Below are 18819 nucleotides of genomic sequence, written 5' to 3' on the forward strand. Positions count from 1 at the left end.
AGCGGCAGTAACGGTAATCCTCCCATTATTAACCGCATTTATTCGTAGAATTCATGCTGCCGTTTTTAGTGGTGGGAACCCTCCATTTGCAAGGTGTGGTCGTTGATGATTGTAGAACCATAACCATTGGGTCGCCCGATCTTGAACCTCTTCAAGTGTGTCAAACAAATACTTACTCACTAAGCCAAACCTCATAGTACGGTTGAACCTTTCTATATACGCGTTTTGTTGTGGGTTCCCTGGCTGAATATAATCGATTCGAATGTCGTGGTTGTTGGCCCATTTAATAAACGCATGGCTAATGAACTCAGGACCATTGTCGCAGCGGATCGCAACAGGTTTGGTTCGTTGTTCGATGAGCTGCTCTAAGATCCGAGTGACTCGTACTGTGGGCATTGAAAAATCAGGTTCTGACGCCAGACCTTCACGTTTGTAATCATCTATCACATTGAATAAACGGTACTTCCGGCCATCAGATAGCTGATCATGCATAAAGTCCACGGACCAAACTTGGTTTGTTTTAATCGGCTCTTTAAGAGGCTCTGGCGTATGGCGATTCAGGCGTCGTTTTGGCCTAATACGTAAGTTTAGAGCCAATTCGCAGTAGATCCGATAAACCCGCTTATGGTTCCATGTATACCCTTTAACGTTCCGCAAATGGTGAAAACACAGGCCAAAGCCCCAGTCAGAGCAGTCTTCACTGTTGCACAGCGTTACTAACTCTTGAGCTATCAACTCATTCTCAGGTTGAAGCTTCGATTTATAGTGATAGCAGGTCTCGCTGATCCCAAACCAATAGCATGCACTTTTAATGCTGATGTGATAGTTCGCCACCGAACGCTGAGCCATCAATCGACGCTCACAGGGCTTCACCACTTTTTTGCCATCGCCTCTGAGATCACCTCTGCTTTAAGGCGTTCTTCCGCATACATCTTTTTAAGCCGTCGATTTTCATCTTCGAGTTCTTTCATCCGCGCCATAAGGGATGCGTCCATACCACCGTATTTCGAACGCCACTTGTAAAAGGTTGCGTTGCTCATTCCATGCTCACGACAGAGCTCAGGAACAGGTGTACCAGCCTCAGCCTGCTTGAGAATAGATAAGATCTGACTGTCCGTGTAACGTGACTTTTTCATGTTGAATCTCCTGTATTTACTATACGAGAAAATTCTACTTTTGCATGCGATTAATTTTCGGGGGGATTACCTAACATCCTTGCCTAAGCGAATCCCACTGTAATGACGTAGCTCTCAGGCTGGCGTAAAAAAGCACGATTCAGATATACGTTCAAACACTAAAAGTTTGGCGTTAATGAGTTGATAATTCTAATCATTTAAAAAGTGTTAAGCCATCGTCACTGCTATGACATTGTGATTTTGGTTATTGAATGAGTGGGAATATCTGCGCACTCGATGAATTGAGACCGGCTGAGAGGGGAATGCAGAACTGAGAATTAGGTTCTGGCTATTTTTTCGAAAAGACTCGCTTTTGCCAAAAAAGCGGAGGCTTGGCATGTACAAGCCTTGGAGCATTGGGTTGGCTACAGTACACTAGCGGCAGTTGGCATTATCAGGAAGTAAAGATGAGCGTTGAGCAGGAAACCATCGATTTTGGTTATAAAACGGTAAACCGCGAAGAGAAAGTAGGCATGGTTGCCGAGGTATTTCATTCAGTTGCCGCTAAATATGATGTGATGAATGATTTAATGTCGGGTGGCATTCACCGCTTATGGAAGCGTTTTACCATTGATTGTAGTGGCGCACGTCCTGGACAAAAGGTGTTAGATTTAGCGGGAGGTACTGGTGATCTTACTGCCAAGTTTTCACGTATCGTAGGTGATGGCGGTGAAGTGGTGCTGGCAGACATCAATGAATCGATGTTGAAAATGGGCCGAAGTAAGCTGCGCGACAAAGGCATTGTGGGTAATGTACGGTATGTGCAAGCTAATGCCGAGGCGCTGCCTTTCCCCGATAACAGCTTCGATTTGATTACCATTAGCTTCGGTTTACGTAATGTGACCGATAAAGATGCGGCGCTACGATCGATGTTTCGAGTGCTCAAACCCGGCGGTCGTTTGCTAGTGTTAGAGTTTTCTAAACCAGAAATGAAAGCGCTGAGTAAAGTTTACGATGCTTATTCTTTTCACTTATTACCGAAGATGGGCAAATTGATTGTTAATGACGCCGAGAGCTATCAATATTTGGCCGAGTCGATCCGAATGCACCCCGATCAAGAAACCTTAAAAGGGATGATGCAAGATGCTGGGTTTGAGGGCGTCGAATACTACAATTTAACTGGCGGTGTGGTTGCCTTACACCGAGCTTACAAATTTTAAGAGGCCCTTATGCCGCTATCTTCTCTGATTACTGCCGGTGTTGAAGTCTTAAGCAATCAAGTGTTGGCACTTGATGAGGCCAGCGCCGAGCGTCGCAGTCATTTGTCGGGCAAAGTTCTGGCGATTCAAGTTAGGCCATTGCCAAATTTTTATTTTGTGGTGAGCAAGCAGCAACTCGACGTACTTCATGAATATCAAGGCAAGCCGGATTGCAGCTTGAGCATGTCGCTGTTGACCTTGATGGAATTAAAACAGGCGGAGCGAATTCCCAGCTTGATTAAGCAAGACAAGCTGCAACTGGAAGGTGATATTAAGCTGGCGCAACATTTTGCCGACTTGTTCCTGCAACTCGACCCTGATTTTGAAGAAAAGTTGTCGCAGCGGATCGGTGATGTTGCCGCTTATCAAATCGTGTCCAAGAGTCGTTTGTTGGCTCAAGCATTGAACACGCTGTTCAATAAAGCCCCTACAAAACTAACTGAGTTAGCCAGTGAAGAATGGGGTTTAGTGGTGGGTCAATTGGAATATCAAGCGTGGCAACAGCAACTACAGCTACTGGTTAAAGATGTGGATACCTTGAGTCTTCGGATACAGGATTTGAGTCAATGACCCCCAAAGAGTTTGCGCGTTTTCGGCAGATTAATCGCACCCTGTGCCATTACGGTATAGACCAATTATTGCCGAAACGTTTTTGGCCTTGGCCCTTGCGCTTGTTGCGCAGCTTGGTTTTTTGGTGGCGTAATCAACACCAGCAAAGCGCGCCCGGTGCGCGTATTCGCATGGCGATGGAAGACTTAGGCCCGGTATTTATTAAATTTGGCCAGATGATGTCCACTCGGCGCGACTTATTTCCGCCAGATATTGCCGATGAATTGGCGCTATTACAGGATAAGGTCTCGCCGTTTAGTGGCGAATTGGCCAAACAACAGGTCGAATTGGCGCTGGGCCAGCCGGTCGAGGATCTGTTTGATGATTTTGACTTGCAAGCCTTAGCCTCTGCCTCGATTGCTCAAGTGCATACTGCCCGTTTAAAAGAGAATGGCGCCGATGTGGTGTTGAAGGTGATCCGTCCGGGGATTGAAGCGACCATTCTGTCTGATATCGCTTTAATGCAGCGAGTTGCTAGCTTATTTGCGCGTTTCTTTAGTGATGGTCGTCGCTTACGCCCTAAAGAGGTGGTTGAAGAATATCGCAAGACCATTGTAGATGAGCTCGATTTAGCGCGTGAAGCGTCTAATGCGATCCAACTACGGCGTAATTTTAGCGGTGCTAAAGAGCTGTATGTTCCCGAGGTTTATAGCGACTACTGTAGTAAAACCTTGTTGGTGATGGAGCGGATCTACGGGATCCCAGTGGCGAACATTGGTGAACTAGAAGCGCAGGGCACCAACATGAAACTGTTGGCCGAACGAGGCGTAGAAGTCTTCTTTACTCAGGTATTTCGCGATAGTTTTTTCCATGCCGACATGCATCCGGGCAATATTTTTGTGTCTCGAGAGCATCCTGAAGATCCCCAGTATATTGGCATTGATTGCGGTATCGTGGGTACCCTCAATAAAGAAGACCAGCGTTATTTAGCGGAAAACTTTTTGGCTTTCTTTAATCGTGATTATCGTAAGGTCGCACAACTGCATATTGATTCTGGTTGGGTGCCTTCCGACACTAAGGTGGAAGAATTCGAAGCGGCGATCCGTACCGTATGTGAGCCTATTTTCGCCAAGCCGCTGTCAGAGATCTCATTTGGTCATGTACTGCTGAATCTGTTTAATACGGCGCGCCGTTTTAATATGGAAGTGCAGCCGCAATTAGTATTACTGCAAAAAACTTTACTCTATATAGAAGGCTTAGGGCGTCAGCTCTACCCCGAATTGGATTTATGGGCGACTGCTAAACCATTTTTAGAGCGTTGGATGCGTAAGCAGGTGGGGCCCGAGGCGGTCTTCTCTGCAATTAAAGAAAAGGCGCCTTATTGGCTGGAAACACTGCCGCATTTACCGGAGTTAGTTTATGATAACTTGCAATTGGCGAAACAGCAGCAGCTTAAGTTTCAACGTTTTACCGAACGTTATTTACAGCAGCAGAAGCAACGCCAACGAAGTTTGGCTTTGGCTTTAGCCGCAGCGGCAAGCTTAATTTCGGCGGCGGTGATATATCCCAGTTTACCTGTCTTGGCCTTGGCCTTGGCGGTGACTAGCGGATTAGCTGGTTTAATCTGTTGGCAACAATTGAAGTAGACACTGGGCCTTTGGCTCGATAAAAGATGAAAGAGGATCACTAAATGGGCGGTATTAGTATTTGGCAATTGTTGATTGTTGCTGTAATTGTGGTGTTGTTATTCGGCACCAAGAAGCTACGTAACATGGGCGGTGATTTGGGCTCGGCAGTAAAGGGCTTTAAAAATGCGATGCGCGACGATGAAAGCAAGCCTAGTGATCATGCCACCGACAAAGCCACCCCAGAACAGCTTGCGCAGCATAAGCAAGCCGCAGAACAAGCAAGCAAAGACAAAGACCAACAAGGTTAAGCATGTTTGATATTGGTTTTTGGGAGTTAGTCTTGATCTCGGTATTAGGGCTGTTGGTGTTGGGGCCAGAACGTTTGCCGGGAGCGATCCGTAGCGTGTTATCTGTGGTGCGCTCGGTGAAGCAGGCGGTATCGTCGGTGAGCACCGAACTGAAACAAGAACTAGAGTTAGACGAGTTGCACCAAAACCTGAAGAAGGCCGAACAAAATGGTTTAGAGTCTCTTAATGGTGATTTACAAGCATCGGTAGAGACTCTAAAAGCGCGTGCCGAGTCAGTTTCTCGCCCCTATCAAAAGAAGACGGTTGGTAGTCCGCAGACTGCTAAAGCTGAAGCTGCAAATCAAGCTGTGCCATCCGATTCTGACATTAGCCAAGAAGACAATAAGTAAGCTATGAGCGATGCCCCCGCACAACCCTTGATCGAGCATTTAATTGAGTTACGTAATCGCCTATTGCGTGGTGTATTCGCCTGCTTAATCATTTTTCTCGGCTTGGTGTATTTTGCCAACGATATTTACGCTGCTGTCGCACAGCCCTTGCTCGCCGTATTACCAGAAAATGCGAGTATGATCGCTACCGATGTGGCGGCACCATTTTTTACGCCGATTAAGCTGACCTTAGTCACCTCGGCTTTTTTGGCCATGCCTTATTTATTAGCTCAGGCCTGGGGGTTTATTGCGCCCGGTCTGTACCAACATGAGCGCCGTTTGTTGGTGCCTTTGGTGTTTGGTTCGGCCTTGTTATTTTATGCGGGTGTTGCCTTTGCTTATTTTGTGGTGTTCCCGCTTGCCTTCAGCTTTTTTACTGCAGTTGCCCCCGAAGGGGTGACCATTGCCACCGATATTTCTAACTATCTCGATTTTGTATTGAAGCTGTTTTTTGCTTTTGGTTTAGCCTTCGAAATTCCGATTGCGACCTTGTTGCTGTGTTGGTCGGGGGCAACCTCTCCAGCGCAATTGCGAGCCAAGCGCCCCTATGTGATTGTGGGAGCCTTTGTGGTGGGCATGTTGTTAACCCCTCCCGATGTGATCTCACAAACTCTATTGGCCTTGCCGATGTGGCTATTGTTTGAGGTCGGTCTGTTCTTTGCGCGTTTTTATGTGCGCAAAGATGACGATGCCGAACAGGCGACGGATTAGCTTGGTGATGTTTGATATTGCGCTGAACCTTACCAGCTCACAGTTTGATAAAGATCGTGAACAAGTGCTACAACGGGCGCAGGCTGCTGGTGTGAGTGGCATGTTACTGTTGGCCAGCGATTTGGCCGAAAGCCAGCAAGTGAGTGATTTAGCCCAGCAGTGGCCGGGCGTATGTTATGCCACCGCTGGCGTGCATCCGCACCATGCAAAGTCGGTAAGTCCTACCGATATCGCCACTCTCAAACCGCTGTTTACCCAAACACAGGTTTTAGCGGTGGGCGAGTGTGGTTTAGACTTTAATCGTGATTTTTCACCACGTCCCCAGCAAGAGGCCATTTTTGAGGCGCAATTAGCCCTTGCAGCAGAGCTTAAGCTGCCTGTGGTGATGCATGAGCGGGATGCTCATCAGCGCTTCATCGATATCCTTAAGCCTTGGCGCGACCATCTGCCCGGCGCTGTATTACATTGTTTTACCAGCGATCAAGCGGCCCTAAAAGCCTGTCTGGATCTGGATTTGTATATTGGGATTACCGGCTGGGTGTGCGATGAGCGCCGTGGTCTCGATTTGCAACAGCGGGTGAAAGAAATTCCAATCAATAGACTGTTGTTGGAAACGGATGCGCCTTATCTGTTACCTCGCGATTTAAAACCCAAACCCAAGAGTCGCCGCAACGAACCTTGTTATTTGCCACATATCTACCAGCGAGTCGCGCAATTGCGAGGCGAGTCGTTGGTCGAGTTGCAGCAACAAGTGCAGCAAAACGCTCGCCGTCTTTTTTCATTTTAAGTTTATCTTTTCTTAATAAGTTGATCTAAGTTAATACTGAGCGAGTAGATTTCCGTTGAGTGAACATCTAGGTGTGCATCTTGCTTGCAATTGTGAATGGAACACGCCAATCCTTAGATGATATGTCTATAGTTAAGTAAATAACATTATAAAATAGGCGTGAGAACCGAACTTAAGGAAAAGAATATATCGTGACTCTGCAAATACGTTTTTACTTAATTATTCGACGCTTGGTGTTTATTAGCGGTATTCTACTGTTCAGTTCGAGTAGCCTGGCGGCGATTGTAAATAACAATCATCTGTATCAAAAAGTACAGCAGATTGCCCTGCAAGTTCAGGCTATTCGTGCCCAGCAACAGTTACCTACCTTAGAGCCCGAACCACAAATTGTCGCCGATAAGTTGGCTTCACACTTGGTTTTTAAAACCCAGCAAATTGGTCGTTTAGCTGCGGCCTTACAGCAAAAAATGTCTTTGCCAATCACGTCGTCTTTAGCGGTTGCATATAGTGTGATGCGCCCCCGTAATGTGCTGCCTTATTTAGATCAGGTTGAGCAACAGTTGGCCGCGGTCGCTAAGCACTTAGCACTACCAGAGGGCCCCGAATTGGAGCGTCCACTAGGAATGACTGAAAATGATGTTTATCAGCAGCTAGTGGTGATAGAACAATTGTTTGAGGGTTTGATTGAGCCGCAAACGGTCTCTGCGATGAGCGCAGATCTGGCGTTGATCCGCGGCGACTTGCAGCTGATTAGTGAAGCGAAAAACCTTCCTTTGCAACTCGGTTCACTTGGCCAGTACCATGATCGTCAAATGGCCGATGTGAATATTTTGGCTTATCAGAGCTTGTATCTGATTGAGCGTTTATTTCGCCAATTGGATATTGAACCAAGTAAGCCCGATCGTTTACCCGTTGGCGAGTCGAGTATTGAGGCGGTTCGTGATACCACCATTCTGATCCGCGCCGAATTACATCGCGGTAAAACCATTCTTAAAATTGAGCAGGATAGCCAAGTGATGGATCCTCTGTTGCTCAGTGATGCGAACCAAAGTTATGCTGCTTTTATTCAACTACGTGATGGCTTACTAAGCATGCTGGGAGCGCCAGCCCTATGATTAATCGATTAAGTTTGAGTCAAAAAATCGCGCTTATTCCGGTTGGTATCGTATTACTCATGGTCTTGATGATATGGAGTAGTAATCATTCGCTGACAGGGGTGCAACAGAAAACCAAGGCTTTCTCTCAGGAGGTTGAACCGAGCGCTCGTTTAGCTGGAGATTTATCGGTCAATGCGCTGCAACGTTTAGTGTTGCAGTCGCACTTTAGTGAAACCGAAGCGCCTGCGCTACTTGAGCAGTATCAACAACTGGCCGAACAAGCTAAGCAATTGGAACAGAGCCCGCACCTGCGCGGGTTTAGCGATGCCGCGCAAATTACCGCTAATAGCGAACTACTCGACCAACACTTTGTTGAGGGATTAGTACCATTATTGGCTGAAATTAGTCAGTTAGAAAGCCGTGTATTACGTGATGTAGTCCCACAAACTTTGGCTAAGCTCTCGGATATTCATGCCACCTTAGATATCACCAGTTCAGGCATGCTGCCCTCGCTCACGGTTAACTTGGCGAATCATATACAGGCCGCCTCGATTGCTTTAATGAGCCATCTCAACCGGCAAGATAGTCGCAGTAAAGACCGTTTTTATTTAGAGCTATTTGGCGCACAAAACACCTTACTCGATTTGATCAAGGGCTTAAATCGAGAGCGTCATCAACAGTGGATCCAGTTGGTAGAACAGCAGGTCCAGTTGTTCGCTGACTCGGCTGATCGTTTATTTGATCTGGTTGAGCAGCAGCAACTCTTGAAGGATGACTTACTTAACCCTGCGGCAGAGCAAGTGGTCGCGGCGGCCAGTAATACCCTGCAACAACAGTGGCAAATGGTGAGTCAATCGAGTTCAGCGATTAGTGAGCAGCTACAGCAAACAGCATGGACTAACATGGCCTTTGGTTTGTCGATTGTGGTGATTTCTTTGGTGATGGGCTTGATTATTACTCGTTTAATTCGCCAGCCCGTGGTAGCGATGGTGCAGGCGATGCAAGCGATTGCCCAAGGCGATGGGGATTTAACGCAGCGTTTAGTGGTAAAAGGGCGCGACGAGCTTGCTCAGTTGGCCTCGGCCTTTAATCAGTTTATTGCACTGTTACAAACCACCGTCACTAATATTAATCAGCATGTTGCCGAGCTGAATGGGGCTGCGGAGCAACTTAATACTTTAGCGCAACAGTCAAAAACTCAAATGGGTGAGCAGCAGCGGGTGGTATCAGAGGTTAGTGGTCATATTGGCCAGCTGTCGCAAGGTTTTAGCGAAGTGGCCGATTTGGTGCGTAATGCTGATAGTTCGGCAGTCTCCATTAATCAGGCCTCGGAGCAGGGCAGTCAATTAACTCAATCGGCAACTAGCGAAATTAAGCAGTTAGTGGCTCAAGTGGATGGCGCTTCGGAAGATATGCGTGAACTGGCTAAAAATAGTAAAGATGCCAGTAAAATATTAGAAGTGATCAACAGTATCGCCGAACAAACCAATCTCTTGGCGCTGAATGCGGCGATTGAATCGGCGCGTGCAGGCGAGCATGGCCGCGGTTTTGCGGTGGTGGCCGATGAGGTTCGAAATCTTGCAATGCAAACTCGTGGCTCAACGGAGCAGATTGAGCAGATGATGTCAGATTTAGTGAAAGGTGCGGAGAAAACTGAAATACAAATGCGTGAAGGGCGTTCTCAAGCCAGTAGTAGTTTTGAATTGATGTCAGAAATGCAAGGCTCGGTGACCCAAACCCATGAGTTAGCCAGCCATATTACCGGCTTGTTGGACGAGGTGAGTGGTGCCTGTGATACGCAATTGAATACTTCTGAGACGGTGGTCAATGAAATGCAAGGAATGGAATCAGGGGCGCAGCGTAGTTTAGAAGGGACCGAGCATACGGCTCTGCAAGCTGAAAAAGTTGGACAACTTAGCCATCAGATCCAAGCGAGCATCGCGAACTTCAAAGTATGATCAAGGCACTGAAGTGGCTTAAGTGAGCCGCTTCAGTGTTTGTGGCATTCAAGCTCTTAAATCACGTTGCTGGAACTTAGCTGAGTGCGCCAGCTGTGCAGATGTTTGATGGATACTGCGTTCCCTGCTGATTTCTACTGATCACTAGCCTTAGCTAAAAATTTGCAACATAATTTATAATATTCAGCAATTTATAGTTAAGTTGATGCTGTTTTGTATGATGGACATCGGCCAGCTTAAGTTTTCCTAGGAACGGCTTTGCTTCCGTTTCCAGAGTATCTTTAGAGGTTCTAATGTATCTTCCTAAGCCCTTCATCCAAGATGATTGGTCGAGCACTGTTGAGTTGCTCGGTAACTACCCTTTAGCCTGTATTGTGAGTCAAAGCGCAACCGGTTTGGTGGCGGAACATATTCCGCTATTATTGCATGAGGTGCAGCCTGAACAATGGGTTTTACGTGGGCACATTGCCAAGGGGAATCCTTTAGCTAAAAGACTGGCTCAGCCTCTGTCTGTGCTGGTGATATTTCAGGCGGAACAATCCTATATTTCGCCTAATGATTACCCTACCAAGCAAAGTGATCCTAGGGTTGTGCCGACTTGGAATTATCAGGTTGTGCATATTAATGGCCAATTGCGCGGGATCGATGATAGCCAATGGAAACTGGCCTTATTAGCCGAGTTAACTAAAACACACGAGGCGCAACAGCCGCAACCTTGGCAGCTCCGCGATGCGCCAGAATCCTACATTGAGCAATTGAATAAGGCGATACTGGGGATTGAGGTGAGTGTTGAGCAAGTACAAGCAAAAAGTAAAATGAGTCAAAACCAAAGTCCACAGAATCAAGCTGGGGTACTGCGGGGCTTGGCTGAGCGCCAACACCCGATGGCAGAAGTATTGGCTCGGCAAATGTCAGGGATCCAGTCTGAAAGTAATTAACAGACAGTTGATGCGGTGGGGTTTAGGCTTGCTATGCGGCTTAGCGCTATAAACTTTTACTTCTCGCGGTCATTTATTTGTTGATGAGTCTGTTGTCGGTGGCAGTTTACGCATTTGATCAATCGGCTACGCGACGCGGGGCGTGGTGAGTGAAAGAGCCTTACCTGCATGGGCTGGCGCTGCTAGGTGGCTGGCCGGGCGCGATGTTCGCGCAGCAATGGTTTCGCCATAAAACGTAGAAGGCCTGTTTTCGTCGGGTTTACTATCAGAGCATTGTGATTCATGATGCTTTGCTGGGGGATTGGTATAGCCCTTATACGACAGTTTATCGAGTCTGGTTGACTAAGCGATTGATGTGAGGAGGGCGATGTTGAAAATCTGTCATTATACTGAGCCCTATGCTCTGTTGGTCGCCGAGCTATTTACTGCGGCGGTGCATGCCATTGATGATGAGGTTTATTCCCCGCTACAAAAACAGGCATGGGCACCGGAGCCCTTTGATGAGACGCTTTGGCGAAGCCGTTTATTGCCCGAACGTTGTTTTTTGGCTTTGCACGAGCAGACGCTGTTAGGTTTTATTGAACTTGATGGCGACTATATCGATTGTTGTTATGTGCATCCCCAGTTTCAGGGGCAAGGGGTGGCCAGTGCTTTATATCAGCATATTGAAACGCTAGCTTTACAGCGAGGGCTGGAGCGCCTTTGGGTGGATGCATCGAAGCGGGCAAAACAATTTTTTGTTGGACAAGGTTTTATGCTGTTAAAACAAAATCAGGTGCACATTCGCGGCCAAACGCTGGAAAACTACAGTATGAGTAAAGATTTAACCGCTTTATCAGGATGGTAAAGGCTTGGCTCGCTGTGAGCTCTCGCTTTAGGGCGTGTATTGGTTTTTAAACTCCGAGTTCGCCTACCATTGCGAGTTTATCAAGCAAAAAAAAACCAAGCTCTTGCCTGGCTTTTTATCGGCGATGGAGGTGCTTAAAGTGCTTGACCGTTGACGCTTAGTTTGACATCGATGTTACCACGGGTTGCATTTGAGTAAGGGCATATTTGGTGAGCGGTTTTAACCAGTTCGACCGCGGCACTTTGCTCTAATTCTAATTCAGCGGCTAAGGCTACGCTGAGCACAAAACCACCCTGTTCATTGGGGCCGATCCCTACAATCGCGGTCGTTGGTGCTGATTTAATCGCGATTTTGCCTTCGCGCGCCACATGTAAAATTGCATTCGAGAAACAAGCGGCATAACCAGCTGCAAACAGTTGCTCTGGATTGGTCGCTTCGCCACTACCACCCATTTCTTTTGGATAGCTTAAGGCTAAATCGAGTTTGTTGTCGTCGGTAGTGACTTGACCGTTACGGCCGGCTAATGCAGTGGCAGAGGTAGTGTATAAAGTAGACATACTGGATCCTTTTATTTAGGTTGTGCGCAATTAAGTTGTTGGCAACTCTAATTGAGTTCTGGTTAGAATGCAAGTATATTGTGCACAATTTAATTCCGAGCGAGTTTAGCCATGAGTGACGCTTCTAAAGATAAACTACAATCCTTTAGCCTGAGTTTAGATAAGCAGCTGTGTTTTGCCCTTTATAGTGCTTCCAATGCGATGGGGCGAGCTTATCGCCCCTTATTAGAAAAATTGGACCTCACCTACCTGCAATACATTGTGATGATGGTGTTGTGGGAGCAGCGTCGCGTGAGTGTGAAACAGCTGGGGGAAAAGGTGCATCTGGATTCGGGTACCTTAACGCCGCTACTGAAACGTTTAGAAGCGAAAGGTTTGGTGGTTCGCGCACGTAGCGAGCAAGATGAGCGAGTGCGGGTGATTAGCTTAAGTGAAGCGGGACAAGCGATGCGAGAACAGGCGCTGGCCATTCCCACAGCGATGTTGTGTCAGGTAGACATGCCTTTAGAAGAGTTGCAGGCTTTAAAGCAAGGCTGTGAGCACTTATTGAGTCAATTGCTAAAATAAAATATCGGCATAAAGCAATCGGTATGAGAAAGAGAAAGCTTGATTGAAACGCTTTTAATGCCTTCCAAATCTTACAGGGCTTAGAAACCTTAGGCCTGCGTATGGAACGCCATTGTGAGAATGCCGAGAAATTAGCCCTCTACTTAAAACAGCATCCTAAAGTCGCTTGGGTTAATTATGCGGCCTTGCCCACCAGCCCTTACTATGCACTTTGCAATAAAATTGTCGGGGGGAAAGCCTCGGGTATTTTAAGTTTTGTCTTGAAGGGCGGTAAAGATGCTGGTGGAAAGTTTATTGATGCGCTGCAGATGATTTTACGTTTAGTGAACATTGGTGATGCAAAGTCTTTAGCTTGTCATCCCGCATCAACAACCCACCGTCAGCTGAATGATGAGGAGTTGGCAGCGGCAGGGGTGAGTGCCGATTTGGTGCGGATTTCGGTTGGGATAGAAAACATCGATGACATTATTGATGATGTGAGCCAAGCCCTGGATAAAAGTTAAGCAAGGCAGATTGCATATTCATATTGAGCCAGCTTTGTGCTGGCTTTTTTGTGTCTCAAATAATGAGCCAGTCGATGGGTGTCAAGCCAGAGATACATGCGGTAAAACTTACATTTTTGGATTTATCAATAATTGTTTTATAGTTAACGTTAGGTTGCAATTTAGTTAAATTTTCTGGGTTGTCGTTATATCACGCTTAGGGAAAAGTCGTGATTTCGTGAACCTGATGTGAGGCTCGGAGTTCGCAAGCAAGGAAGCATCGATGGATAATAGGGTGGTTCAGCTCAAGGCAGCCGTGATTTCGCTGTTATTGATGCTGGTTTTTTTTCTGAATCCTTTTGGATTACGGAGCGCTTCAGAAAAATACAATGAAGATCTTATCATTGGTTTTAATGCCCCCTTGTTTCCGCTTGAGGCACAAGCACAGCTCGCCGTGGTGTTGCTGGATGAAGCCTTTATTCGACATTATGCTGGCCGATATCCGGTTGATTATAGCTCGCTCAATCAGCTGTTGATCCGTATTGCACACTATCAGCCAAAAGCTGTTTTTTTCGATATTCTTCAATATTACCCAAGCTCAAACTATCAAAGTTTGTGGACCGAACGGTTACGCAAGAGCAATCAAAAATTCCCGGTTTTTATGGCGAGTATTCCGCATATGGATCGTTCGGAATACTTCCAGAAAGATTCTGGCTTGCGCCAGAGCATTTCCGCCGCTAGTCAGCTTAGTGCCGTTGGTTGGAGCGATTATCAGCATTATTATCCGCTAAATTTTCAGTTGGATGGCAAAGCTTACCGCTCGGCTGCTATGGATTTATATCGTATTTGGTGCCTTAGTGAGCCAAGTGTGTGTCCTTATAGCGATGAAGATTTGGTGGAAAGCGGGCGGTTTACCGCGCCAATGATCGTGCAATGGAGTAATCAAGCGGCTGAAAACCAGTCCGATTTTGCCTACTTACCGGAAGGTGTCCAGTGCCAGCCTCGGACCTTAAAGGCTGAGCAATCGACCTTGATTAGACTCTATCGGCGCCTTCAATCCTTGCGAGATAACTTTTTGGCGTTGTTTCATTCGGGATTATCTGGAGAGGCGCTTAAAAAATCAGTAGCTTACCCTTGCCCGCAAGTGCTGACGATTTCCGCTACTAAGTTTTTTCAAGATGATCAAGCTGCCAAACTCAGGCGACTGCAGCAGCGCTTGGTTTTGGTGGGTTATGGGATCGAAGGTTCTCCCGATCTGGTGGAATCACCAGTGAATGGGTCGTTGGCTGGGGTCTTCTTACATGCCGTTGCGCTCGATAACCTGATTAATTTTGGTGAGAACTATTGGCATGTGCCTGCAACCATCGATGGCTTAGGGATTAATGTGAGCGATCTTATTGAAGGAATACTACAGACTATATTTTTATATGCGGCCCTCTATTATCGATTTCACTATCTGGAGAATAGCGCTTTAAACGCCGTGGCTAAGCCGCATCAGCATCATTGGAAAGGACTCATCATGGCCTTGCTGGCGATTTTGTTGACCTTTCTCTGCGTCTTATCCGCATATCAGTATTTGAAATACGGGCCGGTCAATTGGTATGCCTTTATTCTAATTTTATTGACCATTATCCCTACGTTTTTACACCAATTATTCGCTCAGTTGATGGCTTTCTACTCCAATCAATTGACACTTTTCAAGTGCGAGTTGCTCCATATGTTCTATTCGCCATTGTCGCGGATGGCGAAGTTGACTTGCTGCTGGAGCTTAATCAAAAACAACAAATTGATCTTGCTGGCTTTGCTCGGTTTAGCTTGGTTGACTGGCTTGGTGTTGACCCATTGGTTCTATTACGCGGCGGTATTTTTGCTGAATCTGCTTGCCTTGATCGGCTTCCATGACTTGGTATCACGTTTGATGAAAGGAAAGTAATGGCTGCCTAAGCCATTTATTGGAAGGAGAATATGATGAGATTACGACTTTATTTCAGCTTACTCTTACTCGTCGTGGGTTTGCTTTTACTACCACCAGTGCAGGCGCTATCGTTGGTTGGCGCTAAAGTGTTGCGCTTTAAGTACGATCCGATAGAGCTTTGTTATCGAGACTCGCAGGGAGAGTTTACTTGTAAAGAAAGCCCTCATAGTGAGCTTCCCAATTTGCAAACAAGCTCGTTAACCGTGTTACAGCATATTGTTGACCCTGGTATGGTCGAGTTAAATATATCGGGGGAAAAGGTGTGGATCTTTCAAGACAGCGTCGAAACGGACAAAAAGGCAAAATCTTTAGGACCGTGTGTTACGCAAAGTCTTTCTAACGACCAAGGGACTAAGGTCTACGCATCGACTGGATTTGGAGAGGGATGCTAGCCATGAAGATATTGAAAATCATCTCTTTTACGCTGCTGTTAAGCGCTTGTGCCACTCAGAATTTTCCGTCGTTGAATTTGGCCTCGACCAATAAAGTAGACCAATTTGAGGGCGAATTTTTGGACAGTGAAGACGTTAGCTTAGCGCTTCAAGCAAGTTCGCTCAGTGAACCCGATGATTTAGCTCAGGATGTGATACTCAGCCAAGATCGACTCAGTCATCAGCAGTTGCTGCGCTACTTTGATGGGATCTTAAATCAGTTGTTATCTAGTTGGCCGGGTCATCGACCCGAGATTGATTTGTCGATTGAACTTTCGCGAAGTTACAGCGCTTACGCCACCCGCCAGCAGATCGTGCTATCGATGGGGATGATCTCTGATTGTGAGACAGAAGCTGAGATTGCTTTTGTGATTGCCCATGAGCTTTCGCATATTTTGTTGGGACACAATAATACCAACGCCTATTTTAAGCGACAGCATGAAACGGTTGAAGAAATGGCCCAGCTGGCAAACTTAGGAATGGCCATTGGCGATCTTGAAGTGAGTCGCGATCAGCAACAGATTAAAGTGGAGAGTAAGAACAGCCAGCACACGCAAAATACCTATAAGGACATATTTAAAACCAGTTTAGCGATTAATCGCCTGAGCCGGGATGTGATTAATTCCAGTATGAGCCGAGAATATGAGGATGAAGCCGATTTATTGGCCATCGACCTGTTAGTGAGAGCGGGTTATAACCCACGAGCCTACGACGTGGCGTTGCAACGACTTGAAAGTAGCCAGACTTTCACTCAACAGCAACTGCTGCAGAAGAAACAAGAATATCAAAAAGTGGTGACTATTTTATCCGAGTCAAAAATTCCGCAAGATGATTCCTTGTCACAGCGCTTGATCTATTATGCCGGTAACGAAGCGGCGACTCAGGCTTTACAAATTTTTGCGCAACGCCATCGTTCCGCTCAGTTACGTAGCGCGGATCTGAGTAAGTACATCCAACGCCAATATAAAGCGAGTTCAATTAAGCTGCGTCCTTTACATCAACAACGTTACCAGGCGCAGGTTAAGTCTGGTACCGATGTGCAAATTACCCGCAATTATTGGCATGCAAGCAATGCCATTCAGGCGATGCAGCAGGGCGATCTAGTGAGTGCCGAAAAATCGGCTAGAAAGGCGGTGTCAAAACCAACCAGCAGCGATGGCTATCCTCGCATAGTGTTTTCTCAAATTCGTTTACAACAGGGTCAATTGAACAAGGCGGTAAAGAATCTCGATTTAATTAAGGATTGGAAAAATTTGTCTTTGGAGTCAAGTCTCTATGCGGTGAAGACCTATCAGTTGGCTGAGCGTTATCGCCAAGCGGAAAAAATTTTACGGCAGACCCAAGCGCAATTGACCGAGCAAAGTATTTTGTATCCACAGTGGGTGAGTTTGTATTATCAAGAGAACGATATTGAAGCTTTGAATCAGTGGTTAGATAAATGTCGAGCCGTCGGTCGTAAAGATTTGAGTTTACGTTGTAACACGGCTGCGAAAATCCCAGTGGTGATCCCCGAACAAGCGACGCCAACAGAGTCGCTGCTAGAAAGGATCAATACACTGTTTTAGTATTGCGAACCAGCTGTTTGATATAGCTGTGGAAAAAAAACACTTAATGATGATTTAATGTATAAGTTGGCTAGAATAAAAATGACTAATCAATTAAATAAGCAAAGCGTAGGGACTGTATGAAAGCTTTGGTGATTGTGTTTTTGTTTATTTGCTTTCCCTTGATGGCGGGATCAACCATGCGGATTTCTGCTGCAGCTGGTGCCAATGCGCTACCAGAGGTGCTGGATATGGTCTCTTCCGCATATGCGATCATGGGCTATAAAATTGAATTATTGGGAATGCCGGCAAAACGTGCCTTACGACAGGCTAGAGACAACCCCAATATTGATGCCGAACTTGCCCGTAGTCAATTGGTGGAAAACTACTTGACCAACTATATTCGAATTCCGGTTCCGGTCAAAACGCTGGTGGTATCCGCATTTGTTGTCGATGACAGCATTCATGTGAGTCAATGGCAGCAATTAACCCCCTATCGCGTAGGCTTGGTGCGAGGTCATTTGGCTTTTCATGAGCAGCTAAAAAACCATCCTGCTGTGGAGTATTTTACCAGTGCCAATCAAGCGATTACGATGTTAGAGCGGGGTCGCGTAGATGTGGTTATTTTACCGAAGCAGATCGGAGAGTATGCGATTAAAAAGTATTGGCATAAACAGACTAGAGCCGTCACTCCGCCGATCGACCAGATTTATTTATATCATTACTTGAATCAAAAGCATCAGGCTATTGCCTCAGAGCTCACGCACATTCTGCAGCAACTCACGATTCAATCTGAATAAGCAGATTCGAATTTGACTCTGTTGCATGGATGGTGGTTTGTTCAAACTAAACTTCTGAAGATAAGAATTGACCAATCTCATACAGAGCATGCGTGGGTGAATGCCATTGATAATGGCGCTTTTTCTTGGTGCTTGTGGTGACGGATTGGAACATGAACAAAATGTAATGTGATCGCCACCTTGCGGTAAGGAGGGATCGCTTATAGTGAGTGCAGTGACATAACACAGGACCACAAGTGATGAGATCCCCCATGAAATTATCAACAAAAATCTGTCTGGCGGCTGCGCTTGCATTCAGTTCTACCGCAGCGATGGCCGATGACGAGGCGTTATCTGCTTTAGCCATTAAGCGGGCCAACTTTAGCTTAGAGCAGGCTATCGAAAAGGTTCACAATACTTACGCTGGACAAATTACCGAACTTGAGTTGGATGACTATCATGGTCAGGCCGTTTATGAAATAGAAGTCGTGAACCTAAACCAAGGACAGCAACACAAGCTTAAATTGAGTTTGAGCGATGGCGAAATGTTAAAAAATGAAAGCCGCAAGTTGACGCTGTTAGGTATCAGTAAATTGGATGAGGATGAGCGTTTAGCGCTGGAGCAGCTAAGCCAAGCAGATTTTTCTTTGAGCCAAACGGTGGCGATGCTTAGCAGTAAGTTTCAGGCGCAAGTGCTAGAGTTGGAATTAGAAAATGAAAAGGGCATCACTTATTACAAATTCAAGTTACTCGGTGAGCAAGGTAAGCAGCGAGTGATTGTGGATGTACTAAATGGTGAAACCATTCCGGTATTGAAACACTAACAGGTTTGAATTATCACGAATCAGTGTTGCAGTTA

20 protein-coding genes and 1 pseudogene are annotated in these 18819 nt (G+C 46.3%); 19 read left to right on the top strand and 2 right to left on the bottom strand.

The window, feature by feature from the left end; genetic code table 11:
- Positions 1–51: 51 nt before the first annotated feature.
- Positions 52–1136 (bottom strand): IS3 family transposase gene (locus ACRRSY_RS00360; protein WP_432463767.1). Its coding sequence is split into 2 segments (ribosomal slippage): positions 52–887 and positions 887–1136, totalling 1086 coding nucleotides; the frame shifts between segments, so codons are not numbered across the junction.
- Positions 1137–1582: 446 nt separating this feature from the next.
- Here ACRRSY_RS00360 and ubiE point away from each other — a divergent pair.
- The 12 genes from ubiE (at position 1583) to ACRRSY_RS00420 (ending at position 11625) form a co-directional block, all read left to right on the top strand.
- A complete protein-coding gene (gene ubiE / locus ACRRSY_RS00365; protein ID WP_432455188.1) occupies positions 1583–2335 on the top strand; it encodes a bifunctional demethylmenaquinone methyltransferase/2-methoxy-6-polyprenyl-1,4-benzoquinol methylase UbiE in 753 nt (250 codons plus the stop codon).
- Between the two features lie 9 nt (positions 2336–2344).
- Positions 2345–2944 (top strand): ubiquinone biosynthesis accessory factor UbiJ, encoded by a 600-nt coding sequence (locus ACRRSY_RS00370; protein WP_432460582.1) that lies wholly within the window; start codon positions 2345–2347, stop codon positions 2942–2944.
- Positions 2941–4569, top strand: a complete 1629-nt coding sequence (gene ubiB / locus ACRRSY_RS00375) for a ubiquinone biosynthesis regulatory protein kinase UbiB (RefSeq protein ID WP_432455186.1) — start codon at positions 2941–2943, stop codon at positions 4567–4569. Before ACRRSY_RS00370 ends, ubiB begins: the two co-directional genes overlap by 4 nt.
- Before the next feature lie 44 nt (positions 4570–4613).
- Positions 4614–4859 carry a Sec-independent protein translocase subunit TatA gene (gene tatA / locus ACRRSY_RS00380; protein WP_432455185.1) on the top strand — a complete coding sequence of 82 codons (246 nt, stop codon included), beginning with the start codon at positions 4614–4616 and terminating at the stop codon, positions 4857–4859.
- 2 nt (positions 4860–4861) lie between these two features.
- On the top strand, positions 4862–5248 hold the full coding sequence (gene tatB / locus ACRRSY_RS00385) for a Sec-independent protein translocase protein TatB (RefSeq protein WP_432464133.1): 387 nt from the start codon (positions 4862–4864) through the stop codon (positions 5246–5248).
- 3 nt (positions 5249–5251) lie between these two features.
- Positions 5252–5998, top strand: coding sequence for a twin-arginine translocase subunit TatC (tatC, locus tag ACRRSY_RS00390; RefSeq protein WP_432455183.1), 747 nt, complete (start codon positions 5252–5254; stop codon positions 5996–5998).
- On the top strand, positions 5976–6785 hold the full coding sequence (locus ACRRSY_RS00395; RefSeq protein ID WP_432455182.1) for a TatD family hydrolase: 810 nt from the start codon (positions 5976–5978) through the stop codon (positions 6783–6785). The genes tatC and ACRRSY_RS00395 overlap by 23 nt, the downstream gene beginning before the upstream one ends.
- 191 nt (positions 6786–6976) lie before the next feature.
- Positions 6977–7900, top strand: coding sequence for a hypothetical protein (locus ACRRSY_RS00400; RefSeq protein ID WP_432464134.1), 924 nt, complete (start codon positions 6977–6979; stop codon positions 7898–7900).
- Complete coding sequence (locus ACRRSY_RS00405; protein WP_432464135.1) at positions 7897–9840, top strand: methyl-accepting chemotaxis protein; 1944 nt, start codon at positions 7897–7899, stop codon at positions 9838–9840. Before ACRRSY_RS00400 ends, ACRRSY_RS00405 begins: the two co-directional genes overlap by 4 nt.
- A 293-nt stretch (positions 9841–10133) precedes the next feature.
- A complete protein-coding gene (locus tag ACRRSY_RS00410; RefSeq protein ID WP_432460587.1) occupies positions 10134–10778 on the top strand; it encodes an FMN-binding negative transcriptional regulator in 645 nt (214 codons plus the stop codon).
- 149 nt (positions 10779–10927) lie between these two features.
- Positions 10928–11017, top strand: coding sequence for a DUF1294 domain-containing protein (locus ACRRSY_RS00415; RefSeq protein WP_432455177.1), 90 nt, complete (start codon positions 10928–10930; stop codon positions 11015–11017).
- Between the two features lie 128 nt (positions 11018–11145).
- Positions 11146–11625, top strand: coding sequence for a GNAT family N-acetyltransferase (locus tag ACRRSY_RS00420; RefSeq protein ID WP_432455176.1), 480 nt, complete (start codon positions 11146–11148; stop codon positions 11623–11625).
- A gap of 134 nt (positions 11626–11759) precedes the next feature.
- On the opposite strand, the gene ACRRSY_RS00425 is transcribed toward ACRRSY_RS00420, so the two are convergent.
- Positions 11760–12182, bottom strand: a complete 423-nt coding sequence (locus tag ACRRSY_RS00425; protein ID WP_432455175.1) for an organic hydroperoxide resistance protein — start codon at positions 12180–12182, stop codon at positions 11760–11762.
- A 111-nt stretch (positions 12183–12293) separates the two neighbouring features.
- Between ACRRSY_RS00425 and ACRRSY_RS00430 the strand changes: the two genes are divergently transcribed.
- The 7 genes and pseudogenes from ACRRSY_RS00430 (at position 12294) to ACRRSY_RS00460 (ending at position 18784) form a co-directional block, all read left to right on the top strand.
- Positions 12294–12749 (top strand): MarR family winged helix-turn-helix transcriptional regulator, encoded by a 456-nt coding sequence (locus ACRRSY_RS00430; RefSeq protein ID WP_432455174.1) that lies wholly within the window; start codon positions 12294–12296, stop codon positions 12747–12749.
- A gap of 56 nt (positions 12750–12805) precedes the next feature.
- Positions 12806–13252 (top strand): annotated as a pseudogene (locus ACRRSY_RS00435) (PLP-dependent transferase); the annotation flags it as partial.
- 262 nt (positions 13253–13514) lie between these two features.
- Positions 13515–15164 (top strand): CHASE2 domain-containing protein, encoded by a 1650-nt coding sequence (locus ACRRSY_RS00440; protein ID WP_432464136.1) that lies wholly within the window; start codon positions 13515–13517, stop codon positions 15162–15164.
- Positions 15165–15196: 32 nt separating this feature from the next.
- Positions 15197–15598, top strand: a complete 402-nt coding sequence (locus ACRRSY_RS00445) for a hypothetical protein (RefSeq protein WP_432455172.1) — start codon at positions 15197–15199, stop codon at positions 15596–15598.
- A 2-nt stretch (positions 15599–15600) separates the two neighbouring features.
- Complete coding sequence (locus tag ACRRSY_RS00450) at positions 15601–17202, top strand: M48 family metalloprotease (RefSeq protein WP_432464137.1); 1602 nt, start codon at positions 15601–15603, stop codon at positions 17200–17202.
- Positions 17203–17321: 119 nt separating this feature from the next.
- Positions 17322–17981, top strand: coding sequence for a substrate-binding periplasmic protein (locus tag ACRRSY_RS00455; protein ID WP_432455170.1), 660 nt, complete (start codon positions 17322–17324; stop codon positions 17979–17981).
- A gap of 251 nt (positions 17982–18232) precedes the next feature.
- Positions 18233–18784: a PepSY domain-containing protein gene (locus tag ACRRSY_RS00460; RefSeq protein WP_432464138.1), complete on the top strand. Its 552-nt coding sequence runs from the start codon at positions 18233–18235 to the stop codon at positions 18782–18784.
- Positions 18785–18819: the final 35 nt, after the last annotated feature.

This window comes from Agarivorans sp. QJM3NY_33, assembly GCF_050870865.2.
GTDB lineage: Bacteria > Pseudomonadota > Gammaproteobacteria > Enterobacterales > Celerinatantimonadaceae > Agarivorans.